The organism is Vibrio sp. 1069 (assembly GCF_033340555.1).
Genome location: NZ_JAWOWP010000002.1, coordinates 173,035 through 195,849, shown reverse-complemented (window position 1 = coordinate 195,849; position 22,815 = coordinate 173,035). Strand labels below are relative to the sequence as shown.

Sequence of the window (22,815 nt, the reverse complement as noted above, 5' to 3'; positions counted from 1 at the left end):
TCTTCTTCTATTCTTTAATAAAATTCACATTACTGTCGATTTAATAACCTAAAGCTGAGGTTATTTGAAGCTGGCTTTACAATCCTCAATACATGACCTGGCAGTTTTAATATAAGTCAATGACATCCCTGCTGATTTTATCAGCAACCACGAATTTTTCTTAAAGTAAATCATAAACGCGCTATAGTGGGTCTGGTAGTATTCCCCCTGTTCTTCATCGGAAACATAAGGCGCATTGTGCAAGCAACTTCTAAATTTCGGCTATATTGGGCAAACAAGACGATAAATTACAGCGTTCTTATCCTTATTACCTTACTGGGTGTGGTTATCCCAACTTGGTACTTCGAGCAAAACACGCTGATAACGCCATTAATATTAGGCGTTATTGCTGCTGCTTTGGCTGAAAGTGATGACAGTTTCACTGGACGCATCAAGGCTCTGATTCTCACCTTTCTCTGTTTTGCGCTTGCTGCTTTTTCAATTGAAATCTTGTTCGATACCCCTTGGGCTTTTGCGTTGGGATTATTTGTCTCAACCTTCGGCTTCATCATTCTTGGGGCGATAGGTCCTAAGTACGCGAGTATTGCTTTTGGTTCGTTGCTAATCGCTATTTATACTATGCTTGGCGCACATGAAAGCACCAACATTTGGTTTCAGCCACTACTGCTGTTAACCGGTGCCGCCTGGTATTACTTCATGTCCATGATTTGGCAGATATTTTGGCCCCTTCAACCGGTGCAACAAAGCCTAGCCAATGTGTTCTTCCAAATGGCGAATTATCTTGATGCGAAAGCCAAGCTTTTTCATCCTGTGACCAACTTGACGCCACAACCGCTACGGATTGAAGCTGCAAAATGCAATGCTGCCACGGTTACGGCACTAAACGCTTGTAAAACCACATTACTTAACCGATCGAAACGGGGTCACATTGATGGGCCTAGTGACCGATTTTTAAATATTTATTTCATCGCTCAAGACATTCACGAACGAGTCAGTTCTAGCCATTATCGCTATCAGGATTTAGCGACCGAATTTGAACGTTCTGATGTGCTGTTTCGTTTTAAATATCTTTTGGAGTCTCAAGCCCAAGCGTGTCGTGATATTGCACTAGCCATTCAGCTAGGAAATGAATACTCCCATACCGATCAATCGATTCTGGCATTAGCTGAAGTACAGAACTCTCTTGCTTATCTAGAAGAACAAAAGCAAGGGCACTGGAAACGTCTGCTGATGCAGTTAACATATTTATTCAACAACTTAGCGACGGTAGAAAAACAACTTAATAACATTAACAACCCAGATGTTGAAGGCCTCGAAGAAGATACCCTCGCCGATACCAACCCACACACGCTAAAGGCGATGTGGCAGCGTATATCAGCAAATTTACACAAAGATTCGATGCTGTTTCGGCATGCATTACGTATGTCAATTGCCTTAACGATTGGCTATGGAATCATTCAAATATTCAACATCGACCGAGGTTACTGGATACTCTTAACCACTTTATTCGTATGCCAACCGAACTACAGTGCCACTCGCCAAAAATTGACGGCAAGAGTAATAGGTACATTAGCTGGTTTGTTGATTGGTGTACCATTGCTGACTTTTTTCCCTTCTCAAGAAAGCCAGTTAGTATTTATCGTTATCTCTGGTGTGATGTTTTTCGCCTTCCGGATGAACAACTATGGGTACGCGACTGGTTTTATTACACTGCTCGTCCTCTTCTTATTTAATCAACTAGGTGAAGGTTACGCAGTTGTCCTTCCTCGACTAGCAGATACCCTCATCGGGTGTGTGCTTGCAGTAGGAGCAGTATTAGTTATTTTGCCCGACTGGCAGTCGAGAAGGCTTCACAAAGTTATGTCGGATGCGATAGAGGCGAACAAGCAGTATCTCGATCAGATCATTGGTCAGTATAGAATCGGCAAGAAAGACAATTTGAGTTACCGTATCGCTCGCCGCCAGGCCCACAATAATGATGCCTCACTATCTTCTGCGATTAGTACGATGCTGGCGGAGCCTGGCAAATATCGCGCAGCTGTTGATGAAAGTTTTCGCTTCCTAACGTTAAATCACGCAATGTTGAACTATATTTCTGCATTAGGCGCGCACAGAACTCGCATCGAAGATGAGTCAATTCATAAACTCGTTTTAGATGCTCACCGTTGTATTCATCAGCATCTGGATGTACTTCATAAACAGCTTCACCAGCATTGTGAGGAGTGTGACCTATCTAATATTGATGATGCTGGACTCGAGCAACGCTTAAACGAATGGCGCGATGAAGACGACAGCTCTGCCCGCATGGTATTGCAGCAACTTCATCTTATCTATCGCATGCTCCCAGAGCTTCATTCACTTGCTAGTAAGTTTGCCGTCAGGGTAAGTTAGTAACATTCAAACCATATGTAAGAGGGAAGCGCTATATCGCTTCCCTTTTTCTTTTTACGTTTCCATCTACCCCAAAGTGGGTAATTATGTACCTTCTTAGGAAAAATCTGACGTATCACTTAACACACCTTGACAATATTCGGACAAAAAGCAATCGATCAAATTCTAATCTATTTTGGTTGAATAAATATGTTGTATCCAAAGGATGAAGAATTTCGGGCAACGACGGATAAACCGAATCATGACGAAGGTATTGAGATGAACGCACAACAATTTAATGAACTTAAGCAAAAGCTCAGTGATTTAACGGCAAGTCAGTTAAAGTCATTACAAGGTGAGATCAGCGTGAAACTAAATAAAGCGCAAAAACCGGTTCTATCTGGTGAAGAAAGAGAAATGCTTGCCAAACTGTTTGCCTAATCAAGTCATTGATATAAAACACTTGAACGTTTTATAAACTCCACCTATGCTCTCACTATCATAATGTTGGGAGTAGTGATATGCCTGTATCGGGAATTCAATCTGGACACCACATCGTTCAGATGTCACAACAAATGGCCGAGAAAGCTGCACATGGCATTAGCAATAATGTAAGTAAGGTAAAAGAAGAGCTTTCTGATCACAACATCGATTTAGCTGCGGTTGCGGATATCGCAATAACAGCCTCAACACCTAGCCTTCCCTCTCAAAAAGTTGAATCTCTCATCAACCTCGCACAAGCCGCTGGTTATAACCGAGTTGGCGCGTCTGTCATAGAGAAAAACAATGAAATCATTGGCAGCTTGCTAGACATCCACGTTTAGGCGATTTAACGTCAAATTATCGCTATTTTAATTTCCAACTATCACTATAACGTCGTAACAAGATAACCCCTTTGCTTCGCTCTTTATTTCTATTTCGATTCAAATATCTCCTGTTTAAAATCAAGCTTTCCCGAAAAAAATGGGCGGCTTATCAGAGCCGCCCATTTTTGTGTTGTATACAGGTTTATCCGTTATCAATAACACCGTTGTTGAGCAATGACTCTACAATTTCGTTGGAGCTGAGACCGTTGAAGTCGATTGAAGTACCTAAGTTTTCCACGACAATAGTCTGTTGAACATTTGCATCCGTCGTAATGTTCAGAGAAACACTTTCCGTCGATGCATCGTAGTCTGCCGAAATGTGACCAAGCAGATCATCCATGTCGATCATTGAGTTATTGAGATCAGAGATAACTTCACGTAAATCGATACTGTCTTCGTTAACAGTGAAGTCAGTAATGGTATCCACTGCCCCTTCATCAACGGAATCTACCGTCCACTTGAAGATATCGCTGCCGTCTCCACCCGTTAAGATATCTGAGCCTAAGCCACCGATAAGCACGTCATCACCATCACCACCCAGAATAACGTCGTCACCGTCTCCACCAATCAAGTTGGTACCTGTGTCTCCGCCGACTAAATAGCTGTCGTCCACTGCGGTTGACTGGTCAATATCGTCGCTATCACTACTCACATCCAAACTAATTTGGACAGGTGAAGACTGCGCTTCATCGCCATTAGATTCCGTTGATATCGCCGTAAGCGAAATATCGTAAGAACCGACATCAATACCACTGTTAGTATCTGTTGCGACAATTTCTAGCGTATCAATTTCATCGCTTGGTACTGTCCAAGTGGTACCATCGAAGCTAATGCCTGATGGAGAAACGCCACTTGTTACCTCAGCACTAGCTGGTACGCCCGTTAGCTCCAAAGACAGCACCTCGTCAATATCAGTAAGCGCCGCCATGATTCCGACAATCGCTAAACCTTGACTGCTCGCGGTTTGGCTAGCCGTAATTTGACGAATGTAATTAAACTGAGGATTGATATTCAATGTAGGTGCATCAGCTACAGGTGTCACATTGATAGTGAAGTCTTGATTCGCCTCCAATGCGGAACCCGATGCATTTTCGAAGTACACACCGTTGTCTTCGACTTTCACCGATAAAGTGATTGAAGCTGCGTTGACATCTCCTGCATCCACAAATACACCCTCAGAAGCGTCTGTTGCTCCAAGAACGGAGTTAATATTATCTGGTGTGCCCATTAGGGTTATTTCACCAGCCATCCCCGCCCCAACAGTCACACCACTACCTGCTGGCGGCTCGACACGAAGGTCGCCCTCGGTAACTGTAAGAGTCACCGTCATGATTTCATTCGCCTGCGCACCAGTGAAGTCGATGTCACTTACACTAATACCCGTTATTTTCTGGCCATCGGCTTCGTTGATCGTATCCGTTACCGACGTTGCAGTGATTTCAGGTGCGTCATTGGTCGCTTCAACATTCAACACTGCTGTGCCCGCGATTGTAATTGGGTCTGGAGCGCCGTTAGTGGTTCCGTCATCTGTGATTTCATAAGTGAAATTAACGTCACCAAAGAAATCTGCTGCGGGTTCAAACGTCCACTCTGTCGCACTCACTTGAGTCAGCGTGCCGGAAGTTGGATCCACTAACACAACATTATCGACGGTCAAGTTGTCTGACTCAGGATCACTTGCGTTGCTCAGCAACTCAGTAGCCGTAATAGTTACCGAACCACCATCTTCTTCGGTACTACTCAACGTTACCTCTGATGTTACCGGTGCATCGTTCACCTCAGTGACTTCGAAGGTCGCCGTTCCTGACACCGTTTGAGGATCTGAAACGCCGTTCGTTGTACCGTTGTCGGTAATGTCGTAGGTCAGATCGACCTTGCCGTTGTAGCCAGGCGCAGGAGTAAATGACCATGTACCTGTTACGTTGTCGAAATCCAATGTGCCGCTGCTTGGATCAACCAACTGGACATTGCTCACCATCAAGGTGTCGTTTTCAATATCAGACGCATTCGCCAACAAATCAGCTTGGGTAATATCAACCGCCGTACTGTCTTCTGCGATATCAGAAAGTGTCACTTCAGACGTCGTTGGAGCATCATTGACTTCCGTTACGTTGAACGATGCGCTGCCGTTAACCGATTTAGGATCGGATGCACCATTTGTCGTGCCATCATCTGTGATGGTGTACGTGATTTCAACTGGACCGTTGTAATCTGGTGCTGGGGTAAATTCCCACTCTCCCGTGCCACTGTTGAAAGTAATGCTGCCCGAATTCGGATCCGTTAACTGAACATTGCTAACCGTGAGATTATCGTTCTCTACGTCTGTCGCATTCGCAATAAGATCCGCTTCAGAGATGGAGAACACACCACTGTCTTCTTCAATGTCCGGTAGCGTCACTGGCGTAGTTTCTGGGGTATCATTCACCGCTGTTACTTCAATATTGAAGCTGCTGCTGTTGGTATTTAGGGTGTCATCTACCCCACCAATTACGATACCTTCATTACCTTGGTCATCGACTGTCACGTCCACCTGAACGTCACCAAAGAAGTTCAGCTCTGGGTTAAACTCAATCAGACCGTCTGCAATGGCATTGTTTAGATCGGCCACTGTGCCTTTCAGTTCAACGGAGTCCGTACCATCACCGCTCACGGTTAGGTTGTAAGTAGCGATGAGCGTTGGATTAAGCTCCAAGATACCGCTTTCGACGTTCACATTGAGTACATATTCAGCATTCGGATCATCGAGTACGGCATCAATGTCGGTAATGCTGAAACCATCAAGCAGCAATGGCGTATCTTCTGGTGTTTCCACATCCACTGTGTTGACGAACTCTGGACGATCGTTCACTGCTTCAACATCAACAGTGACATCAAACTCCTCTGCGGAGCCCAAGCTTTGACTGCCATCGAGCCCAGTATCAACGGCTTGCACTTTGAAATGCAGCGAACCATCCCATGAGTTATCGTTGCGATCCCCAGAATTAAACACCACTTGATCCAAGTCTTGAGTATTGATTTCTAAGACAAAAATGCCGCCGCCTTGGTCAGTAAACACTGTCCCATCAGGTAATGAAACACTCGCCCCATCAGGGACATTGGAGACCTCAACTCTCAGCGTCTCTGGATCATTTTCCTGGTAGTTTGCACCATCTCCGATGGACTCTTTGTTATCAACCACTAACGCATTTACATTAATAACAATGTCTTCGCCCTCATTACCTGCAGCCGAAGTATCGGGATTCACATCAACATCATCACCAATAGGATTGACAATAAGCGTAAAGTTGTTGTTTCGTTCCGTTGGAACTTGTAGCAACTCCTCTTGAATGAAGACCGTAATACCTATCTCAGCCTCGCCACTAAAGTGTTTTGGCGGTTTAATTTGGATGTCACTCAGGTCAATGGACGTCTGAGTGAGATCTTTTAGTTGAATACTCCATTCGCCCCCACCGTTGTTCTTAACAACATAATCAGAGGAATTGGATTTAACGATAAAGTCATCAGGAAGCCCCGTTAACTTGAGTGAAACGAAACTCTCAGAACCGTCATTATCGTTCAGGCTGATCGAAACACCAGAGCCCGATTGATTCAGCGAAATTAAAGTATCTTCGTCACCAATCACCGTGATTGGCTGCGTCGGATCGGCACCTGTAATGGTAATGTCATCAACGACTGGCGTAACTTCAAATGTGACATCGTCAGTGAAGGTTCTTACATCTATATTATCGCCAGAGTTATTCAAGATAGACTGATCAAACACAGCTTCATCAGTAATTTCTCCCTCGATATTAATCTTGACGGTATTTTGGCCACCACCTACGGGGTAATTTTCTTTTGGCTTAAACAGAACATTGTCAAGCGCACCAGCTAAAATCTCAGCTTCATTAAACTCAATACTGGTTCCTAAGCTGTTACCATTGGCATCAACAAACTCACCTAATGTTGTGTCATCAAGCTCTAACTTGATGTTCGTTAGTGTTTCTCGACCACCTTGAGTGTTGTTAAATTGATCGGCAAAATCAACACTCAAGTTAAGTTGGATTAAGCCATCTTCGTAACCAACACCATCCGCCGTGGGAACGTCGTTATTTAGATCAGTCACCGGTTGTTTGTTTGCATCCAAGCCGAAAGTACCGACGATATCTACTCTTACATTTGGTGTGACATCGCTATCCAACGGCTGATCCCCGGCTGAACTCGGAACGTCTGCAACCGGTAAAACCTGAACTGGAAACTGGACATTATTTTCTTTTTCATCACCGGACTCAGTGTCTTTAGTGACAAACCGAATTGGTAATTCGAAATCACCTGCGTAATCTTCTGCCAAGTGCATCGTCAAGCCATCAAGGCCAGTAATATTTCCACTCGCATCGATATGGGCTTGGAACACGTATTTACCATTGACAAAATCAACATCCGTCCCCGTGATCACCAAACCAGGAGGAATGCCAGGAGCTGTCGGGTCGACGATAATAGTTAAGACATCTTCCACACCATCTGCATTAATCGCATCGACTTTCGACGTCAACTGAGCACCAAGGTTAATAGAATTGTCTTCCAACGCTTGAATTTGGACATCATCAGCCACCTGAATCTCTGCCGCTACACTCATTTTCGGTGTGAGGACGGTTGGAAACTCTAGTGTCACATCCGTTTGACGCACGACAGTCGCATCTTTTTCGTTGCCCAAATCTTCGCCCAAATCATTCACTTCTGCGTAAATGGTTAAGCCAATTTGAGAGAGACCACCGTTATCGCCATCGTCGCTGTCATCGCTTGGTGTTAAATCAAGGCCAGACGGCGCTTTAATTGAGAAGTTGTCTTCATCGGTTACTGTCCAGCGACCTCCACCTTCATTTAGTGCACCGACGATAACCAATTGGTTGAGGATCTCAGGGTCCACATTGTGAAATTGAACAACAAGTTGAGTCACCACTTCATCTGAAGACGCATCAAACTCTTGGTATTTAATGATATGAGCACCAGATTCGCCCCCCATAGAAGTGTTGATCGTAAAGTCAATGTTACCTTGATCGTCTGACTTCACGATATCGGTAGCACCACCACCACTTTCAGTGACAAGCAGACGGGTTTGGTCATCTATTGCCCCCGTATTATCTTCTGGCTCAACGATTGGATTAACTTGGACATTCACCGTACCATTGATGGTTTTCTCAGCGATACCTTCACCGGGATTCGAAGCGTCAACATATTCATGGTCAATCTCTTTCACAGTGACGGTTGTGGTCAAGTCAAAGTCAGTACTTGAATCCTGCTCCAACTGGACTTGAACATAGCCACTTTGAGAGATTCTAGCGGAAAAATCTTGCTCTGATTCACCAGCTTGCGGTGAAAGCGTTAGTGTTCCAGAAACAAGCGCTTGTGCCACACCATCTACATAGACCGTGCTGCCTGGAGGAAATCCAGAGATGGTTACATCACTAAAGAATTCATCGGTATCAGGGCTTTGTACGAGCGTCGGTTTCCAATCGATGTCAAAGCGCGTATCTTCATCTCCCTCAGATCGAACAACGTAGTTATCTTGAGCGTCAATAACGGGTTCGACCTTGATCCTTACCTCTCTTTCAATCACACGACTATGACCATCATTTTCGGTAACAATGATCGTCCCTGTAATCGCAATGTTTTCGGTTGAAGAGGCTTCTGGAATAATTTGAATACCGGAATTAAAATTCAGCCCAGTGATGTTTGCTTCGTAAATCGGTTGACCGTTACCATCATAGCCAACAAAGGTGAGGTCAACGCTTGAACCGTCTGAATCTACGACACGAACACCATCGGGGATGTTGGACAGGATAACAGTAATGGCTTCTGAATCATCCAGAGGTCTATCGGCAACTTCACCTGATACAACCGAGAAGTTGAGGTTTACAACACCATTCTCTTCAATAGTCGTCTCTATCCCGGCCACATCTCCGTCTACGAATCGGTTCCAAACGTTCCCCGCGTCAATTAATACCGTGTCTGGTATGTCAGCAACACCTTTTACACCAACGATGACAGTCTTACTGCCCAGTGACAACACATCTTCTGTCGTACCGGTAGACAATGATGCTGTGTCTTTCACAATGCCTTCGACATTGAAAGTAAAGTCATCATTGCTGTGCAACGGAGGAAGAACTTCGACGTTCGCTAATTCAGACTCTGGCACTTCGTAATAAAGTACATTGCCGCCTGAATCGGTCACTTCTACTATCTGACTTGGGTTTGCTGAGTCCAGCCACACCAAAGTAACCCCATCAATTGAGAAGTTAGAAATGCGCACAAATAGCGCTTCAGAACCATCTAAGTCCGCTGATGGTTTCATGGTGATCACTTCACTTAATTGGAGTGGGTCGTGATCAGTGACAGGGTCTACCGTATTTTGAGTTCGAGCATTATCCTCAAACACATTAATTCGGTTTACAGTAAAACTACCTTTATCCGCAACTGGGTTTACATCAATAATGATGGTTTCGGTTTCTGAGCGAGCGGTATCTTTCCCAAGCAGTGGATTGTTGTTTTCCGTCGTAATAGCGGTGACATCAATTCTGATTTCGCCCGAGAAGTTATCTATCGGATCAACTTGAACTTCATCAATTCGGCTTGCATCCACCAGATAAACACCACCGGATTTTGGTATCGCACTACCATCTGAATAGACTAACTCTGCGTTACCTTCTCCTTGTGTAAAGACAAGCTCGTACACAATGCCTTCAGGGTTACTAGTGTCTTGGGTTTCAGCCGTGATGTTAAGTGCGACATTGTTTCCATCTTCATCAACCGAATAGTTAAATTCGCTGCTTGCCGTCCACGTTGCAATATCTGCGACGGCAGCAACTTCAATGTCTAAACGACCATTAATCGTATGATCTGGCGTACCATTGTTAAGAATTTCCACGCGGATACGAGGATCGATACCAGAAGCATCGGTTGATGTATGACGATCTGGTACGAAGTACAAGTTATCTAACGAGACAAGCTCACCATTGAATGACTGCTCAACATTTGATGCGTCGAGAACAACCGTATTGCCCACAGATGTTAACTCAATGTAGTTGCCACTGCCGTCTCTGTAGTAGAACGTACCGTTGTGAGTATCAGCATCTCGAATAGTGATGTCACCTAAGCTCTCGTTACGGTCGATATCATGTAAATTGATAACCAAGTCGACTTTCGCAGGGCTAACATCCAGCGTCGACAAGTTGTCCTGAGTATTTGCAGAGTCAACGCCCACAACGACACCATCACGCCCTTGGTCTTCGAACGCAGTAACGGTAGACGTGTCAATTTGCGCATTGCGGTCTCTTATCGAGATATCCACATCGGCATCTGCGATATCGCCATCACCATCGGTTGCAACAACGTTGATGGTGAAATCAATCGAGTCGGTTTCGGTATGGTCAAGATCGTCATTCGGACGGAATGACACACTGCCATCGGTTCGAACAACCAAACGACCGATTTCAGTATCCACTCCGTCAAGAACCTTGTGAACAAATACGACTTGGTCGCTGCCGTTCAAATCGACAGAATCAGAATCAACACCGTTTTGCTTAAAGTAAATGCCTGAATCATCAGCCGAGAATGAAGTCACTTGTGCGCCGTCAGCACCAAGGTCATCATCCCCCTCTACAGGGTCTCGGAATAAACGAACCGTGCGGCTGCCTTGTCCCTCAACACGCGAAATAGATGCATCGTGCAAGGTTGGAACATCATCGGTAATCGTCACTGGTAAGTTAATACCTGCCGTATCGCCATCGACATCGGTCGCAAAGACTGGGAGATCAAGTATGAGTGTATCTTCGCCTTGAGTTGAGTGATCTAGCGCACCCTCAAGCGTAAACTTGTAAGAGCCGTCAGCGTTCAAAACTAGCGTGAACACTGAGTTACCATCAGGTGTTTGACCTTGATAAGTAAAGTTGTTGTTGCTTACCGCGGTTTGAACTAACGTCACCGCAAGACCACCTGAAGTTACTCCTGGTATCGGGTTAGAAGTAAGATCCAGCTGATAAGAGACAACGGTATCTGCCCCTTCCACCGTATCGAAATTGCCCGTTGCTTCTAGGCTTTCTTTGTTGGTTGCCTGGGAGCCGTTGGCAAGGTCATCCTCATCAACAGCCAAAGCATCTGCTGATTTAATTTCGGGAATGTCATCAACTACGGTAATTGGAAGATTCAGTGGTGATGACGTGTCACCATCAAAGTCTGTTACTGTAATTGGAATATCAATGACAAGGTTGTTTTCACCTTGAACAGCGTCGTGGTCGATTGGTCCCAACAGCTCAAATTGGTAGCTGTCATTATTCGCATCAAGAGACAGCGTGAAGATCTTAGTTGATGTGCCAGTAATAACCGCTTCGTAACTGGTTACTCCACCATTCGTGCCTACTAGATTCAACTCGATGCTGCTGCCGTTCGACGTTAAACCAGACACGACTGCATCGAGGTCTGAAACTTGGTAGCTGACAATCTTGTCTGCACCAGCAACGACCTCAAATCCGCCGTTCAATACCGTAGAATCATTACTTGTCGTGTCAGAGCCACCGGCAAGATCATCTTCATCAACGGTTTGTTGGCTAGAGTCTGTCACGTTCACAATAGCTGGAACATCGTCCACCACGGTGATCGGCAAGGTGATGTTATTGGACACATCGCCATCAAAATCAGTCGCGTTGACTGGGAAGTTAATGACCAACGAGTTTTCATCGTTACCCGCAGGATGATCAAGTGCACCTAATAGTTCAAACTCATAACTGTCAGCTGAGCCATTTAGCGTCAGTTTAAAGACGGTATCCGTCGTACCTTGTACGTAAGCTCGGTACTCAATCACACCATTTGAATTTGAAAATTCAACCAATTCAAGCGGCTGACCACCTGAGGTAAGTCCAGAAACAGGCGACGTTAAGCTATCCAACTGGAAGCTAACGATAGAGTCGGCACCATCAGTAACGTCAAAGTTGCCACCAATGATATTGGATTCTGGCGTGTCGTCCGAACCTTGGCTCGGAATATCATCCTCATCCACAGACAAGGTACTACCAGAGCTAATAGCATCAATGGTTGGCTTGTCATCTACGATCGTCACTGGCAAGGTCGCAGTGATGATATCGTTGTCGCCATCCGTGATCTTCACAGGTAGATTCAACAAAATCTCATCAGAGTTAACCGCGTGATCTAACTGACCAGATAACTCAAAGTCGTATTTACCATCTTGATGAAGTGTCAACGTGAAGACAGTCACTCCACCCGGAGTTTGTCCCACGTAAACAAGCGCGTCAGCAGTTGAAGCACCAACGTCTTGAGAAAGTGTTACCTCTTCTCCACCCGATTTCAGATTCGGGATAGGATTTGAGCTTAGATCCAATTCGAAAGCATCAATACCATCTGCGCTAGTAACTTCGAACTCACCTGATACCGTTAATGGCTCTTTCGTTCCATCAGAACCAAGAGGTAAGTCATCTTCGTCGACACGTAGACTTTCAATATTGGTAACAACTGGAACATCATCCACAACGGTAATTGGCAATGTGAAGGCTGGTGAAGTATCACCATCATTATCTGTCGCCGTCACAGGGAGGTTAATAACAATCTCGTTTTGCTGATTACCATCGGGATGATCAAGCGGCTTCTGTAAATCGAACTCATAGGAGTTGTTCGTTGCATCCAGCGTCAGTTCGAAAACCACTTCAGCAGGATTGCCAGCAACACCTTGGTATACGTTCACGCCGTTTGCGCTAGAAGACAGAACTAAGGTGATAGCTTCACCATCTGAAGTCAGTGACGCAACAGGCGTGGTCAGGTCACTCAGCTGAATAGAAGCAACTTGGTCAGCACCTTCGGTGATATCAAAAGTACCTGAAATAACAGTATCTTCTGCACTTGCAGCATCCGTACCTGCTGGTAGGTCATCTTCATCAACGGTTTGTTCGCTGCCTGCTAGCAAACCATCAATGGTCGGAACATCATCCACAACCGTAATTGGTAAGGTGATGTTGTTCGACACGTCTCCATCAAAGTCAGTCGCGTTTATCGGTAAATTGATGATCAGTTCATTTTGTCCATCAGCATTTGGATGATCGAGAAGAGCGAGCAAATCGAACGTGTAGCTGTCATCAGAGGCATCGAGGGTTACACGGAATACTGGTGTCGTCGTGCCATCAATACGAGCTTCGTAAACTGAAACACCACCTGCGTTTGATACTTCAACCATAACCAGTGATTGACCACCAGAGGTCAGGCCTTGTACTGGCGTCGTTAGGTCAGAAACGCTGTACTCGACAATGCCATCAGAACCATCAGTCGCGATGAAGTTACCGGCAATGCTGTTCGACTGTGTACCATCAGATCCGACTGTTGGGATATCATCCTCATCAACCGTTTGCACACTTGTTGCTTCGATTCCACCAAGTGTCGGCTTGTCATCAACGATCTTGACAGGAATTGTCTCAGCAGAGGTATCGCCATCAAAGTCTGTTGCGATGATTGGGAAGTTCAGTGTCAACTCATCACTATCTACTGCGTGGTCGATTGGACCTTCAAGCGTGAAGTTGTAACTACCATCAGTATTCACTATCAGAGTAAAGACCGCTTCAGTACCCGCTGTCGCCTCGTAAGTAAAGCTGCCATCACCATTTGCGGTTTCCGTCAGTGTGACTGCCACGCCTTGTGATGTAAGGCCAGCCACTGGTGTTGCAGACGCGTCAAGCTGATAGCTCACTACTCGGTCCGAGCCTTGTGTGGTAGTGAAGTTGCCATCGATTGAAATCGGGCCAGTCTGATCCGAACCAATCGTGCCTAGGTCATCTTCATCAACGGTAATCGCATCGACATCGGTAATGGTCGGCTTATCATCCACAATGGTGACTGGGATCATTTCTGTGGTGGTATCACCATCAAAATCCGTCGCGATGATTGGGAAGTTCAGCGTCAGCTCATCACTACCCGTCGCATGGTCGATTGGACCTTGCAGCGTGAAGTTGTATGAACCATCCGTATTAACGGTCAGCGTAAATACGGCTTCAGTTCCTGCTGTCGCTTCATAAGTGTAGCTACCATCACCGTTTGCAGTTTCAGTCAGCGTCACTGCCACACCTTGCGATGTTAGGCCATCAACTGGCGTTGCAGAAGCATCCAATTGGTAACTCACTACCCCATCAGAGCCTTGCGTTGTAGTGAAGTTGCCATCAATGGAAATTGGGTCAGAGCCGTCAGAGCCAATCGTGCCTAGGTCATCTTCATCAACCGTGATGGCATCTACGTCAGTGATGGTTGGCTTATCATCAACGATAGTGACAGGTAACGTCTCCGATGAGGTGTCGCCATCAAAGTCTGTTGCGATAATCGGGAAGTCGATTTGCAGGCTGTCGCTGTTCACCGCATGGTCTAGTGGACCTTGCAGAGTAAAGGTGTAGCTGCCATCTGGCTTCACAACCAATTCAAATACGGCATTGCCATCTGCTGTGGCTGTGTAAGTAAAACTACCGTCGCCGTTAGCAGTTTCAGTAAGCACGACAGGCTCACCATGAGAGGTCAACCCTGCTACTGGATCTGCTGTTGCATCAAGCTGGTATTTAACAACACTGTCCGAGCCTTCAGTTGTGGTGAAAGAGCCCGACATAAACGCATCATCGTTCTGGTCTGAGCCTATTGAGGCAAGGTCATCTTCGTCTACTGTTAGTGGGACAACGTTATCGATGGTTGGAACGTCATCAGTAATCGTGACTGGAATGGTCGCAGTCGTCGTATCGCCATCAAAGTCTGTTGCAATGATTGGGAAGTTAAGAACTAATTCATCGCTGTTTAACGCATGATCAACCGGACCTTCCAGACGGAAGTTGTATGTGCCGTCAGCATTCACGTTCATGGTGAAGACCGGATTGCCATCCGCGGTAGCCACGTAAGTGAAGCTGCCATCGACATTCGCAGTCTCTACCAAAGTAACAGGCTCACCTTGAGAAGTTAAACCTGAAACAGGATCAGCCGTTGAATCAAGTTGGTAGCTCACCACTCGGTCTGAACCTTGAGTAGTCGTGAACGAGCCTTCAACAAACACAGCGTCAGTTTGGTCTGAGCCAATACCGGATAAATCATCTTCGTCTACAGCCAGAGGCACAACATTATCGATGATTGGCGCATCATCTGCGATCGTAACGGGAATGGTTGCCGTGGTCGTATCACCATCAAAATCGGTGGCAACAATTGGGAAATCAATCGTCAGGCTATCGCTGTTGGCGGCATGATCAATCGGGCCTTGCAGCGTAAAGTCGTACGTACCATCTGTTGCGACATTCAACGTGAAGACTGGATTACCGTCAGCGGTCGCAACATAGGTAAAGCTGCCGTCGCCATTCGCGGTTTCCACCAAGGTAATCGCCTCACCTTGAGAGGTTAGCCCCGCAACAGGATCAGCGGTTGAATCCAGTTGATAGCTCACCACTCGGTCAGAGCCTTGTGTGGTAGTAAACGCGCCTTCAACGAACAGATCGCCGCCAGGGTCCGAACCCACACCGGTAAGGTCATCTTCATCGACACTTAACGCATCCACCGCTGTGATGGTCGGTACATCATCAACAATCGTGACTGGAATGGTTTCAGTAACGGTGTCGCCATCAAAGTCGGTTGCGATAATTGGGAAGTTCAGTGTCAACTCATCACTATCAACCGCGTGATCAATTGGCCCTTCAAGTGTGAAGTTGTAAGAGCCATCAGTATCTACTGTCAGAGTAAATACTGGGTTGCCACCCGCAGTCGCTTCATAAGTGAAACTACCATCACCATTTGCGGTTTCAGTCAGCGTTACCGCTACACCTTGCGATGTTAAACCGTCCACCGGTGTTGCTGAAGCATCGAGTTGGTAGCTCACTACTCGGTCAGAGCCTTGTGTGGTAGTGAAGTTACCATCAATAGAAATCGGGTTGCTTTGGTCTGAGCCAATTGACGCTAGATCATCTTCATCAACCGTGATTGCGTCGACGTCAGTAATAACTGGCTTATCGTCCACGATCGTCACAGGGATCGTGGCGTTTGTGGTGTCGCCATCAAAGTCGGTCGCAATAATTGGGAAGTTGAGCGTTAACTCATCATTATCAACAGCATGATCGATTGGGCCTTCAAGCGTGAAGTTATAAGAGCCATCAGTGTTCACTGTCAGCGTAAAGACCGCTTCAGTACCCGCTGTCGCCTTGTAAGTAAAGCTGCCATCACTATTTGCGCTTTCAGTCAGCGTGACAGCCACGCCTTGTGATGTAAGGCCGTCAACTGGTGTTGCAGAAGCGTCAAGCTGATAACTCACTACTCGGTCAGAGCCTTGTGTGGTGGTGAAGTTGCCATCGATTGAAATTGGGTCAGTCTGGTCTGAGCCAATCGTGCCTAAGTCATCTTCATCAACGGTAATCGCATCGACATCGGTAATGGTCGGCTTATCATCCACGATGGTGACTGGGATCGTTTCTGTGGTGGTATCACCATCAAAATCCGTCGCGATGATTGGGAAGTTCAGTGTCAGCTCATCACTGTCTGTCGCATGGTCGATAGGACCTTGCAGCGTGAAGTTGTATGAACCATCCGTATTAACGGTCAGCGTAAATACGGCTTCAGTTCCTGCTGTCGCTTCATAAGTGTAGCTACCGTCGCCGTTTGCGGTTTCAGTCAGCGTCACTGCCACACCTTGCGATGTTAGACCATCAACTGGCGTTGCAGCAGTATCTAATTGGTAGCTTACTACCCCATCAGAGCCTTGCGTTGTAGTGAAGTTGCCGTCGATTGAAATTGGATCTGCGCCGTCAGAGCCAATCGTCGCTAAGTCATCTTCATCCACATGGATTGCGTCTACGTCAGTGATGGTTGGTTTATCATCAACGATGGTGACAGGTAGTGTTTCTGTCGACGTATCGCCATCAAAGTCTGTTGCGATAATCGGGAAGTCGATTTGCAGGCTGTCGCTATTCACCGCATGGTCTAGTGGACCCTGCAGAGTAAAGGTGTAGCTGCCATCTGGCTTCACCACCAATTCAAATACGGCATTGCTATCTGCTGTAGCTGTGTAAGTAAAACTGCCGTCGCCGTTAGCAGTTTCAGCAAGCACGACAGGCTCACCATGAGAGGTCAACCCTGCTACTGGATCTGCGGTTGCATCAAGCTGGTATTTAACAACGCTGTCTGAGCCTTCAGTTGTGGTGAAAGAGCCCGACATAAACGCATCATCGTTTTGGTCTGAGCCAATTGAGGCAAGGTCATCTTCGTCTACTGTCAGTGGAACAACGTTATTAATGGTTGGAACGTCATCAGTAATCGTGACTGGAATGGTCGCGGTCGTCGTATCGCCATCAAAGTCTGTTGCAATGATTGGGAAGTTCAGTACTAGCTCATCGCTGTTTAACGCATGATCGATTGGACCTTCTAGACGGAAGCTGTATGTACCGTCTGCATTCACGTTCATGGTGAAAACCGGATTGCCATCCGCGGTAGCCACGTAAGTAAAGCTGCCACCGGCATTCGCCGTCTCTACCAAAGTAACAGGCTCACCTTGAGAAGTTAAACCTGCGACAGGATCAGAAGTTGAATCAAGTTGGTAGCTCACCACACGGTCTGAACCTTGGGTGGTCGTAAACGCGCCTTCAACAAACACAGCGTCGCTTTGGTCTGAACCAATGCCTGATAAATCATCTTCGTCTACAGCCAGAGGCACAACATTATCGATGATTGGTGCATCATCCGTAATCGTGACTGGAATGGTCGCCGAAGTCGTATCACCATCAAAATCGGTGGCAATAATTGGGAAATCAATCGTCAGGCTGTCGCTGTTAGCTGCATGGTCAATCGGGCCTTGCAGCGTAAAGTCGTAAGTACCATCTGCTGCTACATTCAACGTGAAGACAGGATTGCCATCTGCGGTCGCAACATAAGTAAAGCTGCCGTCGCCATTCGCGGTTTCCACCAAGGTAATCGCCTCACCTTGAGACGTTAGCCCCGCAACAGGATCAGCCGTTGAATCCAGTTGATAGCTCACCACTCGGTCAGAGCCTTGAATAGTGGTAAACGCGCCTTCAACGAACACAGCGTCAGTTTGGTCTGAGCCCACGCCGCTAAGGTCATCTTCATCGACACTCAACGCATCCACCGCTGTGATGGTCGGTACATCATCAACAATCGTGACTGGAATGGTTTCAGTAACGGTGTCGCCATCAAAGTCGGTTGCGATAATTGGGAAGTTCAGTGTCAACTCATCACTATCAACCGCGTGATCAATTGGCCCTTCAAGTGTGAAGTTGTAAGAGCCATCAGTATCTACTGTCAGAGTAAATACTGGGTTGCCACCCGCAGTCGCTTCATAAGTGAAACTACCATCACCATTTGCGGTTTCTATCAGTGTGACAGCCACGCCTTGCGATGTTAAACCGTCCACTGGTGTTGCTGAAGCATCGAGTTGGTAGCTCACCACTCGGTCAGAGCCTTGTGTGGTAGTAAAGTTGCCATCAATAGAAATTGGATTGCTTTGGTCTGAGCCAATTGACGCTAGATCATCTTCATCAACCGTAATGGTGTCGACGTCGGTAATAACAGGCTTATCGTCCACGATTGTCACTGGGATAGTGGCATTTGTGGTGTCGCCATCAAAGTCTGTTGCGATGATTGGGAAGTTGAGTGTCAGCTCATCGCTATCTACCGCGTGGTCGATTGGACCTTCAAGCGTGAAGTTATAGCTACCATCAGTATTCACCGTCAGCGTAAAGACCGCTTCACTACCCGCTGTCGCCTCGTAAGTAAAGCTGCCATCAGCGTTTGCGGTTTCAGTCAGCGTAACTGCCACGCCTTGTGATGTAAGGCCGTCAACTGGTGTTGCAGAAGCATCAAGCTGATAACTTACCACTCGGTCAGAGCCTTGTGTGGTGGTGAAGCTACCATCAATAGAAATCGGGTCAGTCTGGTCCGAACCAATCGTGCCTAAATCATCTTCATCAACAGTAATCGCATCAACATCGGTAATAGTTGGCTTATCATCCACGATGGTAACAGGCAATACGATTTGGCTTGTGTCACCATCGAAGTCTGTAGCAATAACGCTAAAATCAAGGGTTAAGCTGTCGCTATTTGCCGCATGGTCAATTGGACCTTGCAGCTCAAAACTGTACGAGCCGTCGGTATTCAAAATTAATGTGAAAACTGCACTGCCATTTGCCGTTGCGCTGTAGGTGTAACTGCCATCTGCATTTTGCGTTTCGGCAATGGAAACGGTTTGACCTTGAGATTGCAGGCCATTTAAAGAATCAGCGTTTACATCCAACTGATACTGTACGACGCCATCAGAACCTTGAGTTGTCGTAAACTGACCTTCGACCAGCGTTGACTGTGATTGGTCAGAGCCTACCAAACTTAAGTCATCTTCATCGACGGTAAGAGCGACAACGTCATTAATGGTTGGCACATCATCGGCAATGGTTACCGGTAGAACAAGTGAACTGGTGTCACCGTCAAAGTCCGTTGCGACAATAGTGAAGTCTAGAGTTAAGCTATCGCTACCCACAGCATGATCGATTGGACCTTCAAGGGTAAATGAATAAGAACCGTCAGGGTTCACTTGTAAGGTGAAGATAGCGTCCCCTTCTGCCGTTGCAGAATAGGTAAAGCTGCCATCTGAATTGGTTGTTTCCGTCAGAGAGATAGATCGCCCCTGCGATTCCAACCCATTGAGTGGATCAGTGCCGCTCTCTAATTGATAACTTACAACACGGTCTGAGCCCTGAGTCGTCGTGAAGCTACCTTGCGCGAACACAGAGTCGCTTTGATCGGAGCCAATGCTTGATAAATCGTCTTCATCGACGGCTAGCGCATCAACGCCATCAATCGAAGGAACGTCATCTTGAACTTGAATGACAATTTGCGCAGCTTCTGGTGTGTTCGAACCTTCGGTAATAGAGGAGCGGTCACCATCCGCATCTACCGCGTAAACTGGCAGTGAGAAAGTGAGCGAGTCATCGTTAGCACCCGTATGGTCAAGTTGTTCATACAAGTTGAATTGGTATTCGCCCAATGCAGGTGCATCAATCGCCACATCAAATACGGTAATACGCACACCATCCAGCTCGATGAAGCCTTCGTAAGTACGTACGCCGTTACTCTCGGACGCTAGTTCTAGTTGAACAACCTGCCCTTGAGATTGGAGTTCTCCACCAACATTGAACTCTGTAGGTTCCAACTCATAGTGATCAATGATGTCACTTCCGACCGCTGTCGTGATCGACCCAGTACCACTTGTTACTGCCGCGCCTTCCTGTGAACCTTGGTCAACCCCCGCCTCATCTAAAGACAAGCCCGTCACGTTCTCAATCACTGGGTTATCGCCATCGAGGATGGTCATCGTAAAGGTGTTGCTTGCCGTATCTTGGTCATAGTCGACGATTGTGGTTGGTAAAGAGAGCTCAATCGTATCTTCACCGTTTGTTTGTTCTAACGGCTTAAATTGCTCAAATTGGTAGGTACCATCAGTATTCAGACTGATGGTTAAGACGGTTTCATTCGAGCCAGCAATGGACAAGGTGATAGTACTGCCGTCTTCAGAGAGTACCGCTTCTGTCGCCTGATTATCACTCAGTAGGCCATCGAACTGACTAAGTCCTTCTTGATTAAACGTGACCGTTGCCAATTGATCACTACCAATATCAACAAAGGTGCCAGTAATTGGTGTAGAAGAAGATTCAACGTTTTCAAAAGTAACGTTTTGCGGCGCAGGATCATCGCCATCAATAACGGTTGTCGTAAAATCGATAGGCGCTTGAATGCTGTTACCACCAATATCTGCACCTGTAATATCAAAAGCAATATTGATTTGATCACCGACGATCGATACTTGGCCATCAGCAACAGACGCAACATGGTCAACGCCCTGGCTAATCGTGGTAACGACTTCTAACTCTAAATCACGGCCTACAGATGTCGCTTCGATCTCGATACGAAGCACTTCGTTACCTTCTTGAGTACCGATAATGGCATTTTGCGCTTCGTCATAAACGAACGCCACTGGCTGACCACCAGAGGTAATATCACTGTTAAGCTCAGTCAACAAAGACTCTAAAGAAGACGTTTCGGGTACAAATGAAGCAGTATCAAGTGCGAGATCCCCTGCTTCAACCAGCACACTAGACGAAATGGTTTGCGGGTAGCTTGATAGAGAAATTGAGCCTTCTGTTACGCTAGATTGCAGTGACTGCCCACCATCAGCAAAAATCGTGACATTCAAACCGTCATCTTCGTCGCGATCATCTTCTCCGCTGCGAGTCGCAGACGTTTCAAAAAAAGTAGAAGCGAGTACTTCCGGGTTATTATATTCAACCGTCACGTAGCCAGCATTAGCCGAGCCTTCAGCACCTGCGCCAGCAGCTGTTGCTTCTAAGATAGCGGTAGGGTCAGCTCCGTCTAAAATAGCTTGCTGGATAGCGGCAATATCGTTGGCGTCGAAGTCAGCACTTCCAATAGCCGTTGGGTCAAAAGTCACCAAGCCATTAACTGGAGATTGTACCAATACTGGTTCTAACGGTTCAGAAGAAGGCACAGGAAGACAAGCAACACAATTTGCATCGACCAGATAAAGCTCATTATTTATCTGTACGTCGAGAGAAGCATTATTTTCTGTGATAATAATCTCGCCAGGTCTTAACTCATCCCCCGCTTTTATGACCTTAACGTTTCCATCCAGGCCCAAAACCAAAACTTCACCTTTGACAGCATTTACAATCGCGCTCTGCGGTACCGTGTGCGTACTCATCTGACCTCCGCTAATGGCTTACGTTTCCCATTAACCTTTTTAGATAATTTCTTATTAATTTAGTGCGGCATACTGCACACCTTTATACGATTAAACTAAGTATTGAATCATTAAACAATCGATAAATACCCTACTACCAAGCAACATAAGTAAAACTTACTCGTAGTCACAGAAATGTGACACATGTGCTGACGCGTAGATATCGAATAATTATATGAAATTAATACCTTATTCTGATTAAGTGTAGTTGTTTTAAGAAAAGAAGAGAGATGAAATCATTCAGCTAAACGCCAGACTGCCGGTTGCGATCAATAATGGAAGAAAAGCAATGAGAATGTTGTATACACCGGAGCGTGATGACATCTTAATCAATATCGGTGACGAAAAAAACGTAACGATTAAATATTGAACAACATAAATTGCAGGACAAAATGCAACGATAAAAAAGTGGCTTACGATATGAATCCCCGCACACCACGAGTTCGGTTTTGTTCTGATATACAGCAAAAAAAACACGAGCAAGCTAATAATAAAATACATAAACACAGCACTTGAAAATAATTATCATTTTCAATCATATGTAAATATTCCCTTACTTTCAATGGTGTTTGAGCTATTAATGTCATCGTTATTATCAATCAACACAATAAGTAAAATTATCAGTAATTCCAGTCCTAAACGTTTGCGTAATCGCTAACCTTCTCTTAACCTTGATTTGAGGCTTTTATCACGGTTTTTCCATTGATATAGTGCGTCCATACAACAAAAAAAGACCATTCGAGGCATGGAGCTTCCTCATTAATCTCAAGATGAGAA

Annotated in this window: 4 protein-coding genes; 3 read left to right on the top strand and 1 reads right to left on the bottom strand. The window is 46.0% G+C overall.

The window, feature by feature from the left end; all coding sequences use genetic code 11:
* Nucleotides 1-237 precede the first annotated feature (237 nt).
* From yccS to R7040_RS03930, 3 genes are all read left to right on the top strand, one after another.
* On the top strand, nucleotides 238-2,391 hold the full coding sequence (yccS, locus tag R7040_RS03940) for a YccS family putative transporter (RefSeq protein ID WP_064354722.1): 2,154 nt from the start codon (nucleotides 238-240) through the stop codon (nucleotides 2,389-2,391).
* A 189-nt stretch (nucleotides 2,392-2,580) separates the two neighbouring features.
* The gene (locus R7040_RS03935) at nucleotides 2,581-2,811 is read left to right on the top strand and encodes a hypothetical protein (protein WP_005376575.1); all 231 of its coding nucleotides are present in this window, start codon (nucleotides 2,581-2,583) and stop codon (nucleotides 2,809-2,811) included.
* Nucleotides 2,812-2,891: 80 nt separating this feature from the next.
* Nucleotides 2,892-3,194 carry a hypothetical protein gene (locus R7040_RS03930; protein ID WP_017821544.1) on the top strand — a complete coding sequence of 101 codons (303 nt, stop codon included), beginning with the start codon at nucleotides 2,892-2,894 and terminating at the stop codon, nucleotides 3,192-3,194.
* A gap of 184 nt (nucleotides 3,195-3,378) precedes the next feature.
* Here the strand turns inward: R7040_RS03930 and R7040_RS03925 are convergent, their stop codons facing one another.
* Nucleotides 3,379-21,999 (bottom strand): retention module-containing protein, encoded by an 18,621-nt coding sequence (locus tag R7040_RS03925; protein WP_318095416.1) that lies wholly within the window; start codon nucleotides 21,997-21,999, stop codon nucleotides 3,379-3,381.
* Nucleotides 22,000-22,815: the final 816 nt, after the last annotated feature.

Coding starts and splice junctions, on each gene's coding strand:
- R7040_RS03930 (WP_017821544.1), top strand. CDS start 2,892: ATGCCTGTATCGGGAATTCAATCTGGACACCACATCGTTCAGATGTCA.
- R7040_RS03925 (WP_318095416.1), bottom strand. CDS start 21,999: ATGAGTACGCACACGGTACCGCAGAGCGCGATTGTAAATGCTGTCAAA.
- R7040_RS03935 (WP_005376575.1), top strand. CDS start 2,581: ATGTTGTATCCAAAGGATGAAGAATTTCGGGCAACGACGGATAAACCG.